The following is a 21426-nucleotide window of genomic DNA, read 5'->3' as shown; positions in this document are numbered from 1 at the left end:
CAGCCTCAGAGCAGTGGCTTATGCAGGAGGGGCGTAACTGCTAGAAGCCGACGATTTGAACGCGAAAGGGAACTCCCATCCGCACTCAGCCATCAAGCGTTTAAAAAGTTTTTGCTGATCGTCTAACTCCTTATGGTCAGCTAAATCTAAATAATAATTCAGTCCGGCATGTTCATAATAAACTAGCCATTCTCCTGTTAACGCGCCTCTATTCTTTCTTGCCTCAAATCCTTCATAGACGAGTGCATGGGATATACGATTGGCCTTAGCTATCCAGTAACTTTCGATGTCTGTATCATCTTCGTCCGTCATCAAAACCTCATGTAGTTTCGTCTTCAGCAACCCCTTTTTACTGCGTAATCGCCGAACCATTTATTCAAAAAATTTTGGGGTAGATGCTTCGCGTCGAAGTAATGCTTGTGCCAGAAACTTCCCAGAATGGGCCCTCTGAATTTTTCAGCTGCTTTTGTTCCCGTAGGGCGGCTGGTTGGCGTTTTTTCGAGCAATGCTATCTCATCTAATACCGAAAATTTATTGATCATTCTGCGCGATGAGAGGTATTGGAGTCGCAATGCTAGACATTGACTCATGCGATATGCGTAAGGCTGCGATAGACATACATTTTTTTTCAACAATAGTGATTCATATCGATGCAGCAAGGGCATTAAATTGCTCCTGTCAGTATTTGCAAAGAAGAAAATAAAATATAAGAAAGGGGCTGATTTATTTCTCAGATGCGGAAAATAAATTAGCCTTCTTTTCTTCGTCCAATTTTCTGTCATAGACAGCGATTAACCAAAGCAATCTCGGGAAATACTTCTATCGTCAAATCATATTAGGCCGTGCTTGAGCTGACTACTTTTTCTCTATAGTAATTCGCCAATAGCTGGTTTGCGCTTTCGAAGCGTTCCTTATCCTCACTATCTTGTATTACAGCGTGCCTCAAAGAAGAGATTTCATCTGCAGAGTAATACTGCGACAGTATCTCAAATAATTTATTGTCCTCAAGAAGTTCCTTGAACGTGCTTCTTGAAGAAATCAGTGCCCCCCCACCATGCGGCCTGGTTTTAAAGGTGTCTTCAATTAGTTTGTAAAAAACTTTAATATTGCCTTTTTTACGCTCGCTAAGCGCCAAATAATTCCTGAAGAGGGTTAAGTCCCTCTCAAAACTTCTTTCATGGGCTCTTATAAACTTTGCACACAAATGGTACTGACCTGAGTAGTATAGCCACTGTATTTTATAGATAAATCGATCCCTATCCAATTCGTGATGATTTAACACAAGAGCTTGCAGCAGGGAAAACAACTTATAAATTTCGTAAAAATTACGACGCCGATAGCTTAAAGATGGATCAAATGGACGGAGTATCTGTCCACCAATATTTACCTCACAATCCTTTTTGATATGGCGCTCACTGAAATGGTATATGCGAATTTTTTCCCTTATACTCTCAAGAAGAACAAGCTCTTCAGCGGTGGCGTATGTATGGAATACAAGTACTTTATTACATAGCTCGTCAATATTCATTGAGCGATCCAGTATATCCTCGCCTACGACAAGGAGAGCATCCCTCGTGCGAAGATCATAAAGATAAGTTTCGTTAAGGCATTTGTTCTGAAGCCCTAGCTTTATGTCGTCCTCGGACAGATTTCCTGAACGTATTTTTGCTTGGAAGAAAGAAGGGCTGTGTAAATTATGAGCCATTATTAAATCAAACAATGAGAAAAGCTTCTTATATGTTTCAAACAGCGTCAGCTCAATGATCGGTCGTAGTTTTTTACGTCGCTTCTGCTCTGGCTGATAAGAAAACACCCACCAAAAAATAATTGCCGCGATTACTGATAGAAGAATCGGGAGCAAAATGTTACTTTGCTTCGCCCATAGGTCAGCTGCTCCGAACCACTCTCGCCACTGGTCGTAATTCATTTTAACCCCTCTCGCTCAGTGATCATCTCTGCTCCATTTTTTTAATTTACAACAAAAAGGGGCTGATTTATTCCTCAGCAAATAAATCAGTCCCCTTTTCTGCACTCAAAGATGTGAATGATTGCTTCTGGCTGTTAGCGGTCGCTTGTGAGCGTCCGCTAATGTCCGTAAGCAGCCAGTGGCTCATGAATGCTTTCGGCCCATTGCTACCCTTCACAGAGGACAGCTATGGGCAAAAGCAGTCAGAAGAAAAAATCTAAAGCATCAACTAAACTTGGAGCGATTCAAAGCGCCATAAATTAATAATTAAATTTATTGTAGATGCTTCCATGTTGCGGTGTCTATTACTATAGACAGCTCTTTTGATGTGAACTCAAGATTTTCCAAGTCAGTTGTATCCATTGGGATGTTATTTTTTACCGATATCAGCCTTTGCCGAATTGACACTAAAGAGTAAATCATAGCTTTTTCTGCGGAAAGGATTCTTCTGTGGTACCTGTTTTGATCGTCCTTGCTGAAAGATTCCCCATTATATGCCTTGTTATGAGCGGTATCGCGCATATCCTCATAAATCTGAGTTATTCTATTCTCGATCTTTGATACATGAGAAAGCCCGGAAATAGCTATGTCGATTGAGTATTTTTGATTCTCGGATAATCTCGTATAGGATTTTTCGACATCGTCTTCCATTTTTGAAACTTTCAAGTAAGGCTGCATGAAAGCAGTATCATCATTTTTTTCTTTTTTTATATATTCTTGTCGATCGATAGACGTTTGATTCAGTGTTTTAATTGCCGTACCCAAACTACGTATTGCGCTATCAATCTTAACCATTAGTTTCTTCTTGCAAAGCCATGTCTCGATGTATTTCTTAAGAAGCTCGTTCAGTGGTGATATCATAAAGCCCACGAGCGCAGCAAAAAGTACCTTATATGTCTCGTCCATTTTCTTCCTTGAGAGTTTAAGTAGTGATTAGGTTTCTGGTTAGGATTTATGCTTTCGGCAACAAAGTCAATAGCGTTCTTCTTGACGGCGTGGCAAGGCGTGATTGAAAACTAGTAAACGGTGAGTACTTATCATCCGGGAGAGGTGTAAATCGCTTTCAGGTAGGGGGCCTTTAGTGGCAACTTTACATGAATAATCGGATTGTCCGCTTCTGGCCGAAAGCAGCCCATCCCTAATTCCCTATCAGTCCGATAACTGCCAGATCAACGGAATCTCTTAGCAGTATCAATCAGCAACAATCTCAAACGCAGCACTCCCCAAAACCTCCCCATTCACCAAAACCCTAACCCCATGCCGCCCCAAAAAATGCTTCCGCGTCGTAAAATCCCGAATCACCTGCCGCCTCCCCACAACCACTTCCCCAAACCCCGTCAACTCCACCGTCTTCAATTTAAAAACCTTCCCCGAAACCCCGCCATTCGCCTTCACATAGTCAATCGCATAATCAATCACCAACCGCTGTTCATGCGCCACCGTCGACTTCACCGTAAACGACAACGTTATCGCCTCACCCAACCGAACTACTGCTGGCTCAACCCGCACATCCAGCAACTCAACCTCAGCCTTGGCCCCCGCACCAATCACCGTCAGCGCACGCAGATCTCCCTGTTTGATCAAACTGCGCAACGCATGCTTGGCAATCCACGCCGTGTGTTTGTTTTCCAGCGACCAGCCTTCAATCGTGTCCAGCACCCATTCAGGATGCTCTTTGGTCACGTCATTCAGATGATTCGCCACGGACTTGCGTACGTACAGACTCTCGTCGGTCTTCAACCGATCGAGGATGCCGGCGGTCAGTTGCGGGTTGGCTTGCACGGCTTCCAGGCGGAATGACCAGGGCAGGCGGGGGCGGGTGCCTTCGCTGGCGAGGCGGCGGACGTGGTGGTTTTCGTCTTGGGTCCAGTCGTGCATGAGTTCCAGCGAGCGTTCGAGGTCGCTGCGCAGAAAGTGGCGGATGGCGAATTCGGAGGAGCCGAAGGTGGTGAAGTATTTCAGTGCTTGCATGGAGGTATCGAACGCGTGGCCGCCGTAGCTGGCGACGTAGTGCGGCAGGCACATGCTGACGAATCCGCTGTTGAGGCGGGGGGCGAGTTCGCGCAGGACTTCGAGGGAATCTTCGTAGTCCAGTGGCAGCACGGCGTGCAGGCTTTCGCTGACGCGAGCCATGCGTTGCATCACCGACAATTCCGCCAGCCCTAGGTTGGCGTGCTTGAGAAACGCCTTGGCCTTGAACGCCGGGTACACGGCGCTCATTTCGCTGGCGATGTGTTGCAGGCGTTCGGCGTTGAAGATTTCCTTTAACGCCGGGGCGGCGGTGTCGGTGGTGCTCATGGTCAGGTCATCGGGGTGCTGACGAACGCTTCGAGGGTTTCGGCGTACGCGGTGTATTGGGCGATGTGCGGGTAGCGGCGGGTGTCGATCTGGTCGGGGACGACGAGGTCGGTGAAACTCCACGCCACGGCGAGGCTGATGCCAGCCTGGGTGAGGGTGCCGTCGGTGGGCAGGCCGGTTTTTTCCAGGTCCTGTTCGAGGGCGGTGAAGGCGGCGGCGAGTTGGCCTTCGACGCGTTCGACCCACGGTTGGTATTGAATGTCAGCCGGGCGCAGGTTGCGTTCGTAATAGAGTTGCACGGCTTTTTCGCAGGCGGCGAGGCTGAGGCCGATCAGGCGCAGGGCGTGGGCGCGTTGTTTGAGGTCGCTCGGCAGCAGGCTTTTGCCGCTGGCGGCTTCGAGGTAGTCGAGGATGAGGGTGGAGTCCATCAGGACCACGCCGTCGTCGAGGATCAGCGTGGGCGCCTTGACCACCGGGTTGATCTGCTGGAATTGCTCGAAGTGGCGGAACACCGAGACCGATTCATGTTCGAGGTCGATGCCGAGGCGTTTGGCGGAGATCGCCACGCGGCGCACGTAAGGGGAGTCGAGCATGCCGATCAGTTTCATGACGCGTTCCTTCAAGTCGAACCGGTGGGAAGGCATAACCTAGCCGAGCCTGAGGTAAATGTCAGTCGTCAAAACCGGCTTGTTCGTGAATCTCATCCACATTCAATTCCAGTCGATACGCCACCGCCACGAACAACGCCTGACACAAACACAAGGTCGCGCTCAGCGAACGGAACGCCAGTGCGCTGCCCTCATTCACCAGCAGCAGACTGTTGGCGTTTTTAGCCAAGGGCGAAAGGTGGCTGTCGGTGAGGATCAGGGTGTTGGCCTGTTGCTGGCGGGCGTAGCGCAGGCAGTGTTGGGTTTCCTTGGCGTAGGGGGTGAAGCTGATGGCGATCACCAAATCACCGCTACGCACGCTGCGCATCTGCTCGCGATAGCTACCCCCCAGCCCGGAAACCAAGTGAATGCGCTTGTGAGTGTGTTGCAAGTTGTAAACGAGGTAGTCGGCGACGGCGAAGGAGCGGCGTACGCCGACGACATAGATGTTGTCGGCGTTGACAATCAGGTCGACGGCTTTTTCGAACGCGACGTCGTCGAGTTCGCGGCCCAGGCGTTCGATGCCGGAGCGAGTGGCGTCGATGCATTCGCGGGCGAGGTCGCCGTCGCTGGCTTGCTGCGACTGGTTGGCGATCATGCTGCGGATGCGTTGCTGGTAGTTGTGCACCGGCGAGGCTTTGTGGGTGTAGGCGGCGCGGAACAGCGCCTGCATTTCGCTGAAGCCGCTGAAACCGAAGCGCTGCGAGAAACGTACGATGGCGGACGGATGCACCTCGCATTCCCGGGCGATGTCGCTGATGCGATCGACCATGATCCGGTCGCTTTGCTGGCTCATGTAGCTGGCGATGCGCTTGAGTTGGCGCGGCAGGGTGTCGTATTCGTCGGTGATCAGTTGCAGCAGACGCTCGGCATTGATCGGGGGGCTGGCGAGGGGGCGCTCGTCGTTGGCCGGCAGATCGGGGCGGGGCATAAGTTATCCTTCGGGCTGATCGTTCAACCTGTGGCGAGGGAGCTTGCTCCCGCTGGACTGCGCAGCAGGCCCAAAAATAGGGGCCGCTTCGCGACCCAGCGGGAGCAAGCTCCCTCGCCACAAAGTGCTGGGTTGTGGCTGATGTTAGGAGGGCTTTTGGGGTTCTGCTTGGCTGAAACGATGCACCGGGAGTAGAAAAAATCGCGATGAGACGCCAGCGGTTAGCCGTTTGTCTTCTATATACAGCCGTTGGACTGAATTTCTTGCTATAAACGCACTCCGATGACCGCCATGAAGCCTGTGTCAGACCCGTTTACGGCTGTTGTCGGACAAATTCCCGGTATTTACAGTTGCTGAGGCCTCAAACGGGCCTTAGACTGCCGCCCCTTCGTAAATTGAGTGCCGGGTGGCGTTTGCAATAAACGATGCCTTTTCGTCGACCGGACACGGTTCGCCGGAACGCTCCCTATTTCGCCTTAATGCACGTTTTTTTATAGAGATATCAATGACAAAGGACAAGTTGCTGGCCATGCCGGCAGATGACTACATGAATGCCGAGCAACACGCTTTCTTCACTGAGCTGTTGCAGAACATGAAAGTCGAAACCCACGAGCGCATTGAGCAAAACCGTATCGCCATCGAAAGCCTGGACACTCCGGCCGACCCGGCGGACGCGGCTTCGGTTGAAGAAGAGCGCACCTGGCTGGTGAACGCGATCGATCGCGACCAGCGCATGCTGCCGCAACTGGAACAAGCCCTTGAGCGCATCAAGGAAGACAGTTTTGGCTGGTGCGACGACAGCGGCGAGGCCATCGGCCTGAAACGCCTGCTGATCAGTCCGACCACCAAGTACTGCATCGAAGCTCAAGAGCGTCACGAGCAGATCGACAAGCACCAGCGTCAGGCCTGATTCCATGGCTGCCCCCTGAATCGGGGGCGCCTGCAAAAGATCGCAGCCTTCGGCAGCTCCTACAGTGGTTCACGTAAACCCATGTAGGAGCTGCCGAAGGCTGCGATCTTTGCTTTTGCTCGTCCGCGATATCTTGCGCGTCGTTCCATTGACCTGCTGCAGACTCCACGACTAACGGACCATGGATAATGGCGTTCTAGTGGCGTTTAATGCAGTCACAACAATGAGAACAAGCGTGGGGTGTTGATATGACGAGAGATGGATCTCTGGTTGGGGCTTTGCCCGCACCAGTGCTGTTGCCGAAAAACCGCTGGATCGCTCCGACCCTGCAAAGCATCGCCCTGATGCTGTTGCTCGCCGGCATGACGCTGGGTGGATGGTCGCTGTACATCGGCCTGCCGCTGGCTGTGCTGATTGTCTGGCTGCCACGCCTGCGCTCGCGGGCCATCCCTGATGCTGCGCCTGTCGATGCCGGCAGCGCGATTTCCGGACTCACCCGCGATCTTTCCTACACCACCAGTCATAACGCACTGTCAGCTGCCGGTGTGGCGTTTTCCGTCAAGCAACTGGCGAGCAAACTCGAATCGCAACTCGACGCGGCGGCGCAGATTGTCAGCAACGCCGAAGTGATGATCGCCACCGAACACGCCACTTCGCAGCTCAGCCGTGAAGCGCTGGACGCCGCCAGCGAGGCGCATCACAGCAGCGCGGCGGGGCGCACCGAACTGGTGGACTCGATTGCGCGCATGCATCAACTCAGTCAACGCGCCAATGCCAGCCGTGAGCTGATCGAAGCCTTGAGCCTGCGCAGCGATGACATTCAACGGGTGACGCTGGTGATTCAGTCCATCGCCAGCCAGACCAATCTGCTGGCCCTCAACGCGGCGATTGAAGCGGCGCGGGCGGGTGAGCATGGCCGTGGTTTTGCGGTGGTGGCGGATGAGGTGCGCGGTCTGGCAGCGCGGACGGCCTCGGCGACCGGCGAGGTCGGGGAGATGGTCGCCGATATTCAGCAGCGCACGGCGCAAGTGGTGGAGCAGATCCGCGAGTTGTCCAGCGATCTGCAGATCGGTGTCGAACAAGTTGAAAACACCGGCCAGCATCTGCAAAACATCGCGCGGCTGGCGGCCGGGGTGGAAACTCAGGTCGGTGAAATCGCCCGCGGCGCGGAAACCAATCGCGAGCAGCTCGACAGCCTGTTCAAGGCCATCGAGCAGATGCGCAGTGATCTGGCCATTAGCGATCAGCAGACCCGACGTCTGGCCGAGGCCGCTGTGCAGATGGAAGGGCAGGCGGAAACCATCAGCGAGCGTCTGGCCGAAGTCGGTCTGGATGACTATCACCAGCGCATCTATGACCTGGCGCGTGAGGGCGCGAGTCAGATTGCGGCGCGGTTCGAGGCGGATGTCGAGCAGGGGCGGATCAGCCTTGAGGATTTGTTCGACCGTCAATATCAACCGATTCCCGGGACGCAACCGGCGAAGTTTCAGACTCGTTTCGACCGCTACACCGATCAGGTATTGCCGACGATTCAGGAGCCGTTGCTGCCGCGTCATGAAGGGTTGGTGTTCGCCATCGCCTGCACGCCGCAAGGTTATGTGCCGACGCATAACCTGGCGTTCAGTCAGCCGTTGACCGGTGACCAGCAGGTCGACGCGGTGGGTAACCGCACAAAACGCAAGTTCGCCGACCGCACCGGGATTCGCTGCGGCAGCCATCAACAGGCGGTGTTGCTGCAGACCTACACCCGTGACACCGGGGAACTGATGCACGACTTGTCGGTGCCGATCATGGTCAAGGGCCGGCATTGGGGCGGTCTGCGCCTGGGTTACAAGCCGGAGAATCCGCGCTGATCGATTGTTACCGCTCGCGCAATGAATCTGTGCACGGGCGTTGCTGTTTCCTCTGCGATGAAGTCATTAACATGGCCGTTAGTTAGGTAGCTAATGAAATCGAGAGGTCAGTATGTGCAGAGTCGATGTCGCGGTGATGATTGGCAGTGGTGTGCCCGCCGGATTGCGCGCGATGGGCCAGAGCGTGTGCTGGGTGGTGTTGCTCAATGGTGAGCGGCGCGGCACCGCGTTCGCCAGTCGCGACGAGGCGGAGGAGTGCAAGGCTGCCTGGCTCGCGCAACTGATGGCCGAGCCTGGCGACAGCCTGCACTGACATTTATTAACGTCCGTCGTGCAGGCGTACGTTCAATTCATCGACCATCACCGCTTCTTCGCCGTCGGCGCGCAGCCACTCCTTCAGAAGTTGCGCCTGTTGCGGTGTCCAGAACTCGGCATCGATCAACTTGGTGTTGGCATCCAGCGGATGCGTTTCGATGAAATCGTCGATGGCCCCGTTTTCCGATGGCAGGCCCAGTTGGTCGAACAGGGTTTTCAGATCATATGCAGGCAGTTCCATCGTGTACTCCTTTTGCGTGTGCCGGAATGGCGCTGTCGCTCGCTCTTTATCTGAGGCAACCGTTGGACAAGAGTTCGATTCGTGATTCAAGCGAGCGGGCGAGGGCGCACGCTTCGTTATGGTCTTCGCGGAAACCTCTTACACGACCGGTGGAAGATTCCTTGATATGAAAGAACGCGTTACCCGCCGGAACTACTTGAAATCGCGGTCTGGGACTGCCTGCTCCGTGCTCCGCAAGTTCAGCCAGATCGGTGCCTTGCAGCACGAACGGCGTGTCGATGACTGGTTTGGAGGGTTGGGCAAAGTGAGTCAGAGTGCACATATGAAGTCCTTTTCATGAGATAGCCGACGGTTACAGGTCGGTTCGGGTAGTCGGAAGCAGCATCGCTGCTCTAGAATCGCCAGCGTCTGTTGACGACAGGTGCCTATCTAAAGCAATTTTTTACCGGCGATATGTCGGAAAAGGGCTTTTTTTCGTCAGTTTTTTCCCTAAAGTTTGTAGTCCGTCTTCGTTGCGCTTCAATGAAGATTTTTCCTTCAAGGTTTGGCGAACGTCGAGGCAAGTTTCTCGCCTGACTTTCCAGTAGTCTTGCGAACCCTTGATGAATGGGCGTTCTGCTTGTTTCAGGTTTACTGAAGTCATTCGGTAACAGCATCGGCCTGGCCGTTTTTTTGCCGTGCGCGTTTTGGCGCAGGGTACTTTTCAGATGTGGGGATGTTTCTTTGGCAGTCAGTAATCTCGATATGCATGCTTTGTTCGTGTTGGGTGATTTGCGTGCAAAGCTGGTCAAGCTGTTCCAATCGCGTTTTGTTTACATCACCGAACAGAACGCCGAAGGTATTTACGTGGCCGAGATCGACACCGAAAGTGCATTGGTGGTCGATGACAAACCGGGACTCAAGCTCAAGGTCGGCGATCATTTCAGCGCTGCCGTGCTGCCCAGTCGTGAAGGCGGCAAGATGGACATCCGTTTTCGCGAAATCAAACTGACAGTGTACGGCCTGGGCGATTACGCTTTTGTCGATACAGCGGACGGCCACGCGATCCTGTTCAAGGAAGGCCACAGCGTGGTGACGGTGTTTGCCGCGCACCAGCAACTGCAGGAAGGCCTGACCAAGACCCTGAAAGCCGTTACCGGTAAAGCGGCAAAGTGGCGCAAGGGCGAACTGATCACGTTCAAGGCCAGCGAGTGATCGGAGATTTGAGTCGCGCCGACTTCCATTCGCGGAACCTCGACCGCGCGCGTGAAGAGGCCTTGCGCTTGTTCAACGCCAAAGCCGAATTGCAGGGCGCCTGGCTGAGTTGGGTGGCAGCGCAGATTTACACCTTGCGGCCTGCGGAATACGCCAGCATGGTCAGACGCGAGCTGCAAAGCTTGCAGGAAAAGTCTGAAACGTAACCTCGCCGGGATTGGGCCCCGGAAAAACCAGGAACCTCGGCTACAGTCAGTTGACTGAGTATTCAGAGGCTTGCGGTCTTCTGCCAGGCCATCCTGCTATTGCTGTGAACAGCACGAGGTGCAAAGCATGAAAGGAATTCGACGGCTATTGGCCGCCAGCGTGGTTTCGTTCGGTGTGCTGACGGCCGCGCAGCCGGCAGCGGCGGCACAGGCCCCCATTCATTTTGCCGACCTGAACTGGGAAAGCGGCAGCCTGATCACCGATGTCCTGCGGATCATCGTCGAAAAGGGCTATGGCCTGCCGACCGATACACTGCCGGGCACCACCATCACCCTGGAAACCGCGCTGGCCAACAATGACATTCAGGTCATTGGCGAAGAGTGGGCCGGGCGCAGTCCGGTGTGGGTCAAGGCTGAAGCGGAAGGCAAGGTCGCCAGTCTCGGCGATACGGTCAAGGGTGCCACCGAAGGCTGGTGGGTGCCGGAGTACGTGATCAAGGGTGACCCGGCCAAAGGTATCAAGCCGCTGGCACCGGACTTGCGCAGCGTCAGTGATCTGAAGAAATACAAGGACGTGTTCAAGGACCCGGAAAACCCGAGCAAGGGTCGGTTCCTCAACAGCCCGATCGGCTGGACCTCTGAAGTGGTGAACAAACAGAAGCTGACCGCTTACGGCCTGCAGGACGATTACACCAATTTCCGCAGTGGCTCGGGTGCGGCGCTGGATGCCGAGATCAGCTCTTCGATTCGCCGGGGCAAACCGGTGCTGTTCTATTACTGGTCGCCGACGCCATTGCTGGGCAAATTCAAACTGGTGCAGCTGGAAGAGCCACCGTTCGATGCCGAAGCGTGGAAGACCCTGACCGATGCCGATAACCCCAATCCGAAACCGACCCGTTCGCTGGCGTCGAAGCTGTCGATTGGCGTGTCTACACCGTTCCAGAAGCAGTATCCGCAGATTGCCGATTTCTTCAGCAAGGTGGATTTCCCGATCGAGCCGCTGAACAAGGCGTTGGCCGAGATGAGCGAGAAGCACACCGCGCCACGCCAGGCGGCGGGAGCGTTCATGAAGGCACACCCGGAGGTGTGGCAGGCGTGGGTGCCGAAGGAGGTGGCGGAGAAGGTCTCCGCTGATCTGAAATGAGATGGGCTTCTGTGGCGAGGGAGCTTGCTCCCGCTCGGCTGCGGAGCAGTCGCTATCTCGGAAAATGCGGTTTTAATGATTAACCGCGTCAGCCGATTTCAGGGCTGCTTCGCAACCCAGCGGGAGCAAGCTCCCTCGCCACAGGATAAGTGTCGACTCAGAATCGAGTCTGCACCGCCAATTCAAAGGTACGCGGCGTACCCAGATAGTACGCCGGCGATACATGCGCAAACTCGGCATACACCTCGTTGGTCAGGTTGCGCACCCGGCCAGTGACGGTGGTGTGCGAGTCGACCTTGTAACTGAGGAAGCTGCCGAACAGCGTGTACGACGGCACGGTCATGGTGTTCGCCGTGTCCGCATACACCGACGCCACATACCGGGCATCGACCCCAGCTTGCCATTGCGGCGAAAAATCATAAGTCAGCCATAGATTGCCGACCCGATCCGGGACGTTGGTCGGTGTGTTGCCCTTGCGTGAAACCACCACGCCGGCGGCGTTCTTTTCGGTGAAGTCGTCGTATTGCGCATCGACCCAGGCGAAGTTGCCTTCGGCCAACAGCTTGTCGGTGATCCGCAGGGAGCTGGCGACCTCGATGCCTTTCGAGGTTTGCTGCCCCACTGGAATGCTGCTGGTCGGATCCAGTGGATCGGTCACGGCGAAGTCCTTGCGCTCGATGGTGTAGGCAGCGACTGTCGCCGAGCCACGGCCATCGAGGTAGTCGAACTTGCTGCCGATTTCCCATTGCTTGCCGGTCGACACGTCGAAGTCCTGCGTGCCGTTCGGTTGCTCGGCGGCGGTGCTGTATTGCAGGTAAACGTTGGCGGATGGAATGAACTGGTAGGTCAGGCCGACGCGCCCGGTGACCGGCTCCCAACTGCGCTTGAGGTGTTTGGGATTGCTCGCCGTCACCGTGCGATGGTTGGTCACGTCGAGGTCGATGTCGTCGTATCGCAGGCCGGTGAGCAACGCCAGTTTGTCGGTCAGTGCCAGGCGGTTTTCCACGAACAGCGCCTTGGTCGTGACCTCGTTGGTCTTGTCGCTGATCAGGGTCGGGTTGGTGCCGGGGATGTCATAGAAATGCCCGGGTCGGTAATTGTTCGGATCGACCGTGCTCGCGCCTTTGATGTTCAACGGCGAGTTGGTGGTCTGGTTGACCTTGTACTCGAATCCGCCGGACCAGGTGGTGTCGAGGCCGAACAGGGTGTTGTCGTGGCGCAGTTCGAACTGGTTGCCGTTCTGCTCGCCCTGATGCCGCACTTGATAGGCGGTGGAGCGGTTAACCGCCGAGTTGTCGGCGTTGTACTGATAGGTCTCTAGGTTGCGGTAGTCGCGCTGGCTGTCGAGGTGATACAGCGTATTGCGCAGAGTGGTGCTGTCGTTGATCCGGTAGTCGATGATCGAGCGCACCCAGATCGTGCGCTGTTCGTAGCGCCCATCCTCGACGTTGTAGTTGTTGAAGCGATTGTGTTTGTCGATCTTCAGTTCGCCAGCCTTGGGGTTGAGTACCGGCGTGCCCCAATACGGGCTGTCTTCGTGTTCGTCCTGATATTCCAGGGCCAGGGTGTGGGACAGGTCCGGCGTGAGATCGCTGAGCAACGAGAACGCCACGCTCCAGGCATCGCGCTGCTGGCGGTCGATGTAGCCGTTGCTGGTGTTGTGACTGACGTCGAGCCGCGCGTAGTGCTGCACGTCGGCGCTCGGGTCAGTCAGCGCATGGTTGAGGCCGAACGCAGTTTCGGTGGTGTCGTAACTGCCGTAGCTGACGCGACCTTCGGCGGCTTGTTCGTCGCGAGTTGCCAGTTTGGTCACGTAGTTCAGCGAACCTCCCACCGAGCCTGCGCCGTTGATCAGCGACGACGGGCCGCCGACCAGTTCGACTCGATCATAGATCCATGAATCCACCGGTCGGGCGAGACCGCCGGAGACGTTGATGCCATTGAACATCTGGGTGATCTGGCTGCTGGTGAAGCCGCGATAGGAGACGAATCCGCCAAAGCCTGGCGGCGCGCTGGCATTGACCCCGGGCAGGGTGTTGGCGGCGTCCTGGAAGTTCTGTGCGCCGTGACGTTCGATGTCGTTGCGGTTGGCGACGGCCACCGAGGCCGGCGTGTCGCGCACGCTGAGGCCGAGGCGCGAGGCCATGCCGCTGGATTGGTCGAGGCTCAGGCCTGGTTCGCTGGTGGATTCGCCGTCGATGGTGATTGGCGCCAGGTCCACGGTGGATTGCGCCCAGGCGTTAATGGACAGGCAGCCGCACAGGCTCGCCAGCAGAGGAATATGTTTCATCGTTGAATCCTGAATGCTTGTCTGGGAATCAGCGCACAGGCAAACGCCGCGCGTTGGCGCAGTGGGCTGACAAATCAAAAAGGCAAAGACACTCAGGCGAGCGGCGGGGCGCGAGGGTTGGCCGAAGGCCAGGTGAAGCGGGCGGGGAGGTCGGCGCTGACGATGGGTGCCAGCGGCGGGCTGTGTTGCTCGGGCAGCACCGCGAGGGTCAGGCTGGAGTTGAACGCCGGGCCCATGCCGCCACCGACCGAGCACAGCGGGCAGCCGAACGCCTTGGACAGGGTCGGCAATTGTTCTTCGCTGGGATTACTGGTCAGCGGCGCTTGATTGGCCGGATCGACCGTACAGAACTGGCCGCCGATGCCGTTGAGCTGCATCCCGACCATTTGCCCGTGACCGATGCTGCAGGCGAACACGTTGAACAGGACGCAGCAATAAAGCATCCAGGCCATCAGTGAGCGATCGGAACGGGTGAATTTCATGGGGCGGCACTTTACCGTACCGCTGATCGGTCGTGCACTTCAAAAAATGCCAACTAGGATGTTTTGTTCAAATCCCTCGAAAGGATTCTCGACCATGACCTTTGTGTTGGCTCAATGGCTGGTGACGATATTTGCGGCAATCGCCCTGGTACACGTGTATTGGGCGCTGGGTGGGCAATGGGCGGCGGTGGCGGCGGTACCGCAAGTGCCGGTGCAAGGACTGGTGGTGACGGTGCGACCGGCGTTCAAACCGTCAGGCTGGATCACTTTGTTGGTGGCGGCGGCATTATTGGTGATCGCCGCGCTGGTGTGCATGCGCGTCGGCTGGGGCATGCCGGCGGTGCATCACAAGGCGCTGCAATGGGTGATCAGTGCGATTGCGTTGCTGATGTTTGCCCGGGCGATCGGCGATTCGAATCTGGTGGGGTTTTTCAAGGAAGTGAAAGGGTCGCGGTTTGCGCGACTGGATACCTGGGTGTATTCGCCGCTGTGTCTGGTGCTGGGGGCGGGGTTGTTGGCGGTAGCTTGGGTCTGACCCGGTTCATGTGTTGGCAATACCGGCCTCTTCGCGGGCAAGCCCGCTCCCACAGTGATTGTGGGTGTTCACAAGTAATGGGCTCCATCCAAAACCCTGTGGGAGCGGGCTTGCCCGCGAAGAGGCCTGCCCAGACACCGCCGAATTAACTACCGCTCTCGGTCCTGCGACTGCTCACCTCAGCCGGCACATCATCCCCGGCCATGCGCTTGCGGAACAAAGCCGCCCGCGCCAGCAGCAGGGTAGTCACCGGCACGGTGATCGCCAGCAGGATCGGAATCAGCCAGGCATGCATCACCGGCCCCGACTTGAGTGCCGAGAAACAGATGATCGACGCCAGTGCCACGCACCACGCGCCGATTGTCGAGGCCAGCGCCGGTGGGTGCATGCGCTGGAAGTAATCCTTCATGCGCAGCAATCCGGTCGCGCCAATCAGCGCAAACACCCCGCTGAGCACCAGCAGGATCGCCACCGGAATCTCCACCCACAACGACAATTGCGCATTCATTCGATCACCTCGCCACGCAGCAGGAATTTCGCCAGGGCAAACGAGCCGACGAAGCCGAACAGCGCGATCAGCAGCGCCGCCTCGAAATAAGTGTCACTGGAATAGCGAATACCCAGGGTCAGCATCATCAGCATGGCGATGATGTACAGGTAATCCAGCGCGAGTACCCGATCCTGTGCCGACGGTCCCTTGAACAGGCGAATCAAGGTCAGGACCATTGCCAGCGAGAACAGGAACAGCGTCAGCAGAATCGCGTTCGACAGCAGCGGGCTCATTCGAAAATCTCCATCAACGGCTGCTCGTAGGCAGTCTTGAAGTGGTGGATGAAGTGCGCCTCGTCATCCAGATCCCAAACGTGCAGCAGCAGAATGCTGCGATCCAGCGCCAGCTCCGACCACACGGTGCCCGGCACCACGGTGCAGATCATCGCCAGCGCGGCCAGACCGTTGGCGTCGCGCAGGTCCAGCGGCACTTTGACGAAGCCTGAGCGCGGCGGCCGGCGACCGGCATTGAGCACGCCCCAGGCGACGATCAGATTGGACATCACCACATCACGGCCCACCATTACGAACAGGCGCAAAATCGTCAGCGGGCGGCGGATGCGCACCTGTTTCGGGCGCAGCTTGCGCATCATCAACGGTGCGGCGAAGCCGAGTATTGCGCCGAGCAGCAGGTTGCCCGGGCTGACGGACAGGTTCAGCGTCAGCCACAAAACCCACAACGCCAGTGACAGCAACGGTGCCGGAAATACGCGCTTCATGGCTGCACCTCCAGCATCGCCGCTTTGGCTTCAGGACTTGGCACGGCGCGGGTGCCGAGCACCGCCATCACGTATTGCTGCGGGTTGTTCAGCGCGTCGGCGGTGGCCTGGGTGTAACGCAGCAGCGGTTCGGCCTTGAAGGTCAGCGCGATGCTCAATCCCAGCAACAGGAAGATCGGCGCACACTCAAGCTTGCGCAGCAGCGGCGACGGGCGCTCTTCAGGCGTCCAGAAACGCTGGACGCCCATGCGCGCAAATGCCATCAGCGAAGCCAGTCCGGAGAGGATCAGCAGCGCCAGCAGCGCCCATGCAGCGTTCGAGATCGGCGCTTCGCCGCCCAGCCCCAGCGGATTAAGCAGCGCACCGATCAGGTTGAGCTTGCCGATGAATCCGGACAGCGGCGGCATGCCGATGATCAGCAGCGCACAGGCAATGAAGCTCAGGCCGAGAAACGCCATGGTCCACGGAATGACCTGACCGACCACGGCTTTTTGCTCGTCATCGAGGTTGATGCCTTTGGGCGGTTGCAGCGATTCCTGCGGACGCGGCAGCAACTCGCTTTCATCCTCCAGCGGAATCTCGTTGGCCGAACGCGAGCGCTCGATCAACTCCGCCAGCAGGAACAGTGCACTCAGGGCGAGAGTCGAGCTGACCAGATAGAACAGCGCCGCGCCGATCAGGTTCGGCTGAGCGAAACCCACCGCCGACAGCAGAATCCCGGCCGACACCAGAATGCTCAGGCTGGCCATCCGCTCCAGGCGTTGCGCGGCGAGAATCGCCAGCGCCGCGCAGGCGATGGTCGCCATGCCGCCGTAGATCAGCCAGTCGCCACCGAAGAACGCCGAAGCCCCAGCCTGCCCGGAGAACAGCAGCGTCCACAGACGCAGCAGGGTGTAGACGCCGACCTTGGTCATGATTGCGAACATCGCCGCCACCGGCGCACTGGCCGAGGAGTAGGCCGGCACCAGCCAGAAGTTCAGCGGCCACATGCCGGCCTTGGCCAGGAATGCCACGGCGAGAATCCCCGCGCCGGCATGCAGCAAGCCACGATCGGCTTCCGGCACCAGCGGGATCTTCAGCGCCAGATCGGCCATGTTCAGCGTGCCGGTGACGCCATAGATCAGCGCCGCGCCAATCAGGAACAGCGACGAAGCCAGCAGGTTGATCGAGATGTAATGCAGCCCCGACGACACCCGCGCCCGACCCGAGCCGTGCAGCAACAGGCCATACGAGGCGGCGAGCAGCACTTCGAAGAACACGAACAGGTTGAACAGGTCGGCGGTGAGGAAGGCGCCGTACAGGCCCATCAGTTGAATCTGGAACAACGCGTGGAAGCTTGATCCCGCGCCGTCCCAGCGTGCCATGGCGAACAGCAGGGCGCTGACACCGATGATCCCGGTCAGTACCAGCATCAAGGCCGACAGGCGATCGACCACCAGCACGATGCCGAACGGCGCCTGCCAGTTGCCCGGTAGGTACACGCCAATGGAGCCGGGCACGCCGGTGGTTTGCGTCCACTGCAGCAGCATCACCGAAATGAACAGGCCGACGAGGCTCGAGAACAGGTTGATTTTCGCCTTCAGTGGCCGGTGCTTCTCGCCGAGCATCAACATGATCGCGGCGGTCAGCAGCGGCAGCAGGATCGGTGCGGCGATCAGGTGGGTCATCGCCATCATTCCTTGGGCTCCCGGCCGTCGACGTGGTCGGTGCCGGTCAGGCCCCGCGACGCGAGCAACACCACCAGGAACAGCGCAGTCATGGCGAAGCTGATGACGATGGCGGTCAGCACCAGGGCCTGCGGCAGCGGATCGGTGTAGTGCAGCAAATCCTGGGTCACGCCGTCCTTGATCACCGGTTCTTTACCGATGAACAGGCTGCCCATGCTGAATATGAACAGGTTGACCGCGTAGGACAGCAGGCACAGGCCCATGACCACCTGAAATGTCCGTGGCCGCAATACCAGCCACACGCCGGACGCGGCGAGCACGCCGATGGCGATTGCGATGACTTCTTCCATCAGACGGCTCCTTTGCTGGCGACGGACTTGGGCAGTGACGCGGTCTTGTGACCCCGCACCGATTGGTGGGCGAGGGCGGTCAGGATCAGCAACGTCGAACCGACCACCACGGCGTACACGCCGATGTCGAAGAACAGTGCGCTGGCGATATGGATCTCGCCCAGCAGCGGCAAGGCGAAATGCCAGGTGTGGGTGGTCAGGAACGGATAACCGACCGCCATCGCCCCAAGACCGGTGGCGGTGGCGAACAGCAGGCCAGTGCCCATCCAGCGCAGCGGTCGCAGGCTCATTTGCGCCTCGACCCACTGCGTACCGGCGACCATGTATTGCAGGATGAACGCCACCGACATCACCAGGCCTGCAACGAAACCGCCGCCCGGCTGGTTATGGCCACGCATGAACAGGTAGAACGACACCACCAGCGCAATCGGCAGCAACAGGCGCACCAGCACCGCGGGCACCATCATGAAGCCCAGCGCGGTGTCGCTGGCGCTGCGCGGGTTGACCAGATCGGTGACCACGTCCGGCGCGAGCAGGCGTTGTTGGGCCGGCAACTGCAGGCTTTCTTTTGGCGGGCGGAAACGTCGCAGCAGGGCGAACACGGTCAGCGCCACGGCCACCAGCACGGTGATTTCACCGAGGGTGTCGAAGCCACGGAAGTCCACCAGCATCACGTTGACCACGTTGCTGCCACCGCCCTCGGGCATGGCCCGGCTGAGGTAGAACGAGGAAATGTCGTTGGGCGTCTGCCGCGTCAGCATTGCGTAGGACAACAGCGCCATGCCGGCACCGACGGCAATCGACAGCAGCAAGTCGCGCAAGCGCCGTACCCGGGCCTTGCGCAGGCTCGACGGCAATGGCGAGACTTCTTCGATGCGTCGTGGCAGCCAGCGCAGGCCGAGCAGGATCAGCACCGTGGTCACCACTTCCACCGCCAGTTGCGTCAGCGCCAGATCCGGCGCCGAGAACCAGACGAAGGTCACGCAGGTCATCAGCCCGCAGACGCTGACCATGGTCAGGGCCGCGAGACGGTGATACTTGGCTTGCCACGCGGCGCCGAGGGCGCAGGCAATCGCCAGCAGCCACAGGGTGACGAACACGATGGAACCCGGAATCTTCGGCCGGTCGCCCCAGCTCAGGCTGCTGTGCAGCATCGGGATCAGGCCGGCGAGGACCGCCGCCAACACCATCAGGAACAGTTGCATCTGCAGGCGGCGGGTGCCAAGTCGGCGTTCGACCCGGCGGGCCATGCGCATCATCAGCACCAGACTGCGCTCGAACAGGCGCTTGCCGTTGAAGCGGCCCACCAGCGGCGGGTATTTGAAGCGGCCACGCTTGAGCTGGTTGCGCAGCAGCAGATAGACCACGATGCCGCCGGACATGGCGATCAGGCTCATGATCATCGGCGCGTTCAGACCGTGCCAGATCGCCAGACTGTACTCAGGCAGCGTTCCACCCACCACTGGCAGTGCGGCGGCCGCGAGCAGCGGGCCGACCACTTGCGCCGGGAAGATCCCGACGATCAGGCAGGTGAACACCAGCAGTTCGACCGGCGCACGCATCCAGCGCGGTGGTTCGTGCGGGGTGTGCGGCAGATCGGTAGCGGTCGGGCCGAAGAACACGTCGACGGTGAAGCGCAGCGAGTAGGCGACGCTGAAGGTCCCGGCGATGGTCGCGACAATCGGCAACGCCGCTTCAACCCACGCGGTGGCGTTGATGAACACGGTTTCGGCGAAAAACATTTCTTTCGACAGGAAGCCGTTGAGCAACGGCACGCCAGCCATCGACGCACTGGCAACCATCGCCAATGTGGCGGTGAACGGAATCAGTTTGATCAGACCGCTGAGCTTGCGGATGTCGCGGGTGCCGCTTTCGTGGTCGATGATCCCGGCGGCCATGAATAGCGACGCCTTGAAGGTCGCGTGGTTGAGGATGTGAAACACCGCCGCGACGGCTGCCAGCGGACTGTTCAGGCCCAGCAAAAGAGTGATCAGGCCGAGGTGGCTGATGGTCGAGTAGGCCAGCAGACCCTTGAGGTCGTTCTGGAACATCGCGCAATACGCGCCGAGCAACAGCGTACACGCACCGGCGCCGCTGACGATGTAGAACCATTCTTCACTGCCGGACAGCGACGGCCACAGGCGCGCAAGCAGGAACACTCCAGCCTTGACCATGGTCGCCGAGTGCAGATAAGCCGAAACCGGGGTGGGCGCCGCCATGGCGTGCGGCAGCCAGAAGTGGAAAGGGAACTGGGCGCTTTTGCTGAGGGCGCCGATAAGGATTAGGGGAAGCAGGATAGGGTAGAGGGCATGTGCGCGAATCTGATCGCCGGCGGCCAGGACCTTGTCCAGGTCATAGCTGCCGACGACATGGCCGAGAATCATGACCCCCGCCAGCAGGCACAATCCCCCGGCACCGGTGACCATCAGCGCCATATAGGCGCCACGCCGGGCATCGGCGCGGTGGTGCCAGTAGCCAATCAACAGGAACGAGAAGAGGCTGGTCAGCTCCCAGAAGAACACGATCTGGATCAGGTTGCCGGAGATTACCAGCCCGAGCATGGCGCCCATGAACGCCAGGAAAAAGGCGAAGAAGCGCGGCACCGGATCGTCCGGCGACATGTAATAACGCGCATACAAAGAGACCAGGGCGCCGATGCCCAGCACCAGCAGCGAGAACAGCCAGGCGAAGCCGTCCATGCGCAGGACGAAGTTCAAACCGAGGCTGGGCAGCCACATGAATTCTTCGCGGATCACCCCGCCGTGGGCGATTTGCGGGTACAACAGCGCGACCTGCACGGTGCCGATCAGAGCGACCAGACCTGCCAACAGGGATTCGGTATTACGCGCGTTGTGTGGCAGCACCGCTGCCAGACAGCTGCCAATGAATGGCAGAAGCAGTAGAACTATCAGGGACATAGGCTTCTAATCTGCGGAAGTTTGTGAAGCATCATACGTGCCAGCTCCCTGATTACCAAACGCCAGGATGTCTCAGAATCCTACAAAGTAGTCTGGAATTTTCTGTTTGGCATTGTTTCAGGTAGATGGATGTTGCCTGGGATGGCCTCATCGCGAGCAGGCTCACTCCTACAGGGGAAACGTATTTCAATTGTAGGAGTGAGCCTGCTCG

Annotated in this window: 23 protein-coding genes; 7 read left to right on the top strand and 16 right to left on the bottom strand. The window is 57.8% G+C overall.

The features are described from left to right. Positions 1 to 18: 18 nt before the first annotated feature. The 6 genes from PMI25_RS14840 to PMI25_RS14815 all read right to left on the bottom strand — a co-directional run bounded on the left by PMI25_RS14840 (position 19) and on the right by PMI25_RS14815 (position 5842). Positions 19 to 312, bottom strand: a complete 294-nt coding sequence (locus tag PMI25_RS14840; RefSeq protein WP_007966893.1) for a hypothetical protein — start codon at positions 310 to 312, stop codon at positions 19 to 21. Between the two features lie 523 nt (positions 313 to 835). Then, on the bottom strand, positions 836 to 1927 hold the full coding sequence (locus PMI25_RS14835) for a hypothetical protein (protein WP_007966898.1): 1092 nt from the start codon (positions 1925 to 1927) through the stop codon (positions 836 to 838). A gap of 312 nt (positions 1928 to 2239) precedes the next feature. Further along, a complete protein-coding gene (locus PMI25_RS14830) occupies positions 2240 to 2872 on the bottom strand; it encodes a hypothetical protein (RefSeq protein WP_007966900.1) in 633 nt (210 codons plus the stop codon). 285 nt (positions 2873 to 3157) lie between these two features. Then, the gene (locus PMI25_RS14825) at positions 3158 to 4264 is read right to left on the bottom strand and encodes a DNA alkylation repair protein (RefSeq protein ID WP_007966902.1); all 1107 of its coding nucleotides are present in this window, start codon (positions 4262 to 4264) and stop codon (positions 3158 to 3160) included. A gap of 2 nt (positions 4265 to 4266) precedes the next feature. Then, positions 4267 to 4872 (bottom strand): glutathione S-transferase, encoded by a 606-nt coding sequence (locus tag PMI25_RS14820; RefSeq protein ID WP_007966904.1) that lies wholly within the window; start codon positions 4870 to 4872, stop codon positions 4267 to 4269. 61 nt (positions 4873 to 4933) lie between these two features. After that, positions 4934 to 5842: a MurR/RpiR family transcriptional regulator gene (locus tag PMI25_RS14815; RefSeq protein WP_007966905.1), complete on the bottom strand. Its 909-nt coding sequence runs from the start codon at positions 5840 to 5842 to the stop codon at positions 4934 to 4936. A gap of 505 nt (positions 5843 to 6347) precedes the next feature. Between PMI25_RS14815 and PMI25_RS14810 the strand changes: the two genes are divergently transcribed. From PMI25_RS14810 to PMI25_RS14800, 3 genes are all read left to right on the top strand, one after another. Then, on the top strand, positions 6348 to 6752 hold the full coding sequence (locus tag PMI25_RS14810) for a TraR/DksA family transcriptional regulator (protein WP_003225981.1): 405 nt from the start codon (positions 6348 to 6350) through the stop codon (positions 6750 to 6752). A gap of 248 nt (positions 6753 to 7000) precedes the next feature. Continuing rightward, positions 7001 to 8605, top strand: coding sequence for a methyl-accepting chemotaxis protein (locus tag PMI25_RS14805; RefSeq protein ID WP_007966906.1), 1605 nt, complete (start codon positions 7001 to 7003; stop codon positions 8603 to 8605). A gap of 112 nt (positions 8606 to 8717) precedes the next feature. Continuing rightward, the gene (locus tag PMI25_RS14800; protein ID WP_007966907.1) at positions 8718 to 8918 is read left to right on the top strand and encodes a hypothetical protein; all 201 of its coding nucleotides are present in this window, start codon (positions 8718 to 8720) and stop codon (positions 8916 to 8918) included. A 6-nt stretch (positions 8919 to 8924) separates the two neighbouring features. On the opposite strand, the gene PMI25_RS14795 is transcribed toward PMI25_RS14800, so the two are convergent. Both PMI25_RS14795 and PMI25_RS29670 read right to left on the bottom strand, forming a co-directional pair. Then, positions 8925 to 9161, bottom strand: a complete 237-nt coding sequence (locus tag PMI25_RS14795) for a DUF2789 family protein (protein WP_007966908.1) — start codon at positions 9159 to 9161, stop codon at positions 8925 to 8927. 46 nt (positions 9162 to 9207) lie between these two features. After that, complete coding sequence (locus PMI25_RS29670) at positions 9208 to 9483, bottom strand: hypothetical protein (RefSeq protein WP_007966909.1); 276 nt, start codon at positions 9481 to 9483, stop codon at positions 9208 to 9210. A gap of 401 nt (positions 9484 to 9884) precedes the next feature. Here PMI25_RS29670 and PMI25_RS14790 point away from each other — a divergent pair, with 401 nt between their 5' ends. The 3 genes from PMI25_RS14790 (at position 9885) to PMI25_RS14780 (ending at position 11705) form a co-directional block, all read left to right on the top strand. Then, a complete protein-coding gene (locus PMI25_RS14790; RefSeq protein WP_007966910.1) occupies positions 9885 to 10355 on the top strand; it encodes a hypothetical protein in 471 nt (156 codons plus the stop codon). An 8-nt stretch (positions 10356 to 10363) separates the two neighbouring features. Continuing rightward, a complete protein-coding gene (locus tag PMI25_RS14785) occupies positions 10364 to 10561 on the top strand; it encodes a hypothetical protein (RefSeq protein WP_045122078.1) in 198 nt (65 codons plus the stop codon). A gap of 127 nt (positions 10562 to 10688) precedes the next feature. Further along, the gene (locus PMI25_RS14780) at positions 10689 to 11705 is read left to right on the top strand and encodes an ABC transporter substrate-binding protein (RefSeq protein WP_007966912.1); all 1017 of its coding nucleotides are present in this window, start codon (positions 10689 to 10691) and stop codon (positions 11703 to 11705) included. A 157-nt stretch (positions 11706 to 11862) separates the two neighbouring features. Here the strand turns inward: PMI25_RS14780 and PMI25_RS14775 are convergent, their stop codons facing one another. After that, positions 11863 to 13995, bottom strand: coding sequence for a TonB-dependent receptor (locus PMI25_RS14775; protein WP_007966913.1), 2133 nt, complete (start codon positions 13993 to 13995; stop codon positions 11863 to 11865). Positions 13996 to 14087: 92 nt separating this feature from the next. After that, positions 14088 to 14477, bottom strand: coding sequence for a DUF2946 domain-containing protein (locus PMI25_RS14770; RefSeq protein WP_007966914.1), 390 nt, complete (start codon positions 14475 to 14477; stop codon positions 14088 to 14090). Positions 14478 to 14571: 94 nt separating this feature from the next. On the opposite strand from PMI25_RS14770, the gene PMI25_RS14765 reads away from it, so the two are divergent. After that, positions 14572 to 15012 (top strand): DUF3995 domain-containing protein, encoded by a 441-nt coding sequence (locus PMI25_RS14765; RefSeq protein WP_007966915.1) that lies wholly within the window; start codon positions 14572 to 14574, stop codon positions 15010 to 15012. 145 nt (positions 15013 to 15157) lie between these two features. Here PMI25_RS14765 and PMI25_RS14760 read toward each other — a convergent pair whose 3' ends face one another. Genes PMI25_RS14760 through PMI25_RS14735 form a run of 6 tightly spaced genes read right to left on the bottom strand, consistent with a single transcriptional unit; the run spans position 15158 to position 21215 of the window. Beyond that, on the bottom strand, positions 15158 to 15520 hold the full coding sequence (locus PMI25_RS14760; RefSeq protein WP_007966916.1) for a Na+/H+ antiporter subunit G: 363 nt from the start codon (positions 15518 to 15520) through the stop codon (positions 15158 to 15160). Beyond that, positions 15517 to 15795 (bottom strand): K+/H+ antiporter subunit F, encoded by a 279-nt coding sequence (locus PMI25_RS14755; protein WP_007966917.1) that lies wholly within the window; start codon positions 15793 to 15795, stop codon positions 15517 to 15519. The genes PMI25_RS14760 and PMI25_RS14755 overlap by 4 nt, the downstream gene beginning before the upstream one ends. Further along, entirely contained in the window at positions 15792 to 16280 is a 489-nt protein-coding gene (locus tag PMI25_RS14750; RefSeq protein WP_007966918.1) for a Na+/H+ antiporter subunit E, read from the bottom strand. Before PMI25_RS14750 ends, PMI25_RS14755 begins: the two co-directional genes overlap by 4 nt. Further along, positions 16277 to 17956, bottom strand: coding sequence for a monovalent cation/H+ antiporter subunit D (locus PMI25_RS14745; RefSeq protein ID WP_007966919.1), 1680 nt, complete (start codon positions 17954 to 17956; stop codon positions 16277 to 16279). Before PMI25_RS14745 ends, PMI25_RS14750 begins: the two co-directional genes overlap by 4 nt. Further along, a complete protein-coding gene (locus PMI25_RS14740) occupies positions 17953 to 18297 on the bottom strand; it encodes a Na+/H+ antiporter subunit C (RefSeq protein WP_003225953.1) in 345 nt (114 codons plus the stop codon). Before PMI25_RS14740 ends, PMI25_RS14745 begins: the two co-directional genes overlap by 4 nt. Further along, a complete protein-coding gene (locus PMI25_RS14735; protein ID WP_007966920.1) occupies positions 18297 to 21215 on the bottom strand; it encodes a monovalent cation/H+ antiporter subunit A in 2919 nt (972 codons plus the stop codon). The genes PMI25_RS14740 and PMI25_RS14735 overlap by 1 nt, the downstream gene beginning before the upstream one ends. Between the last annotated feature and the right edge of the window lie 211 nt (positions 21216 to 21426).

Source organism: Pseudomonas sp. GM30 (assembly GCF_000282275.2).
Lineage (GTDB): Bacteria > Pseudomonadota > Gammaproteobacteria > Pseudomonadales > Pseudomonadaceae > Aquipseudomonas.
Note: the sequence above shows the minus strand (reverse complement) of the source record. Positions and strands in the feature narration are given on the sequence as shown.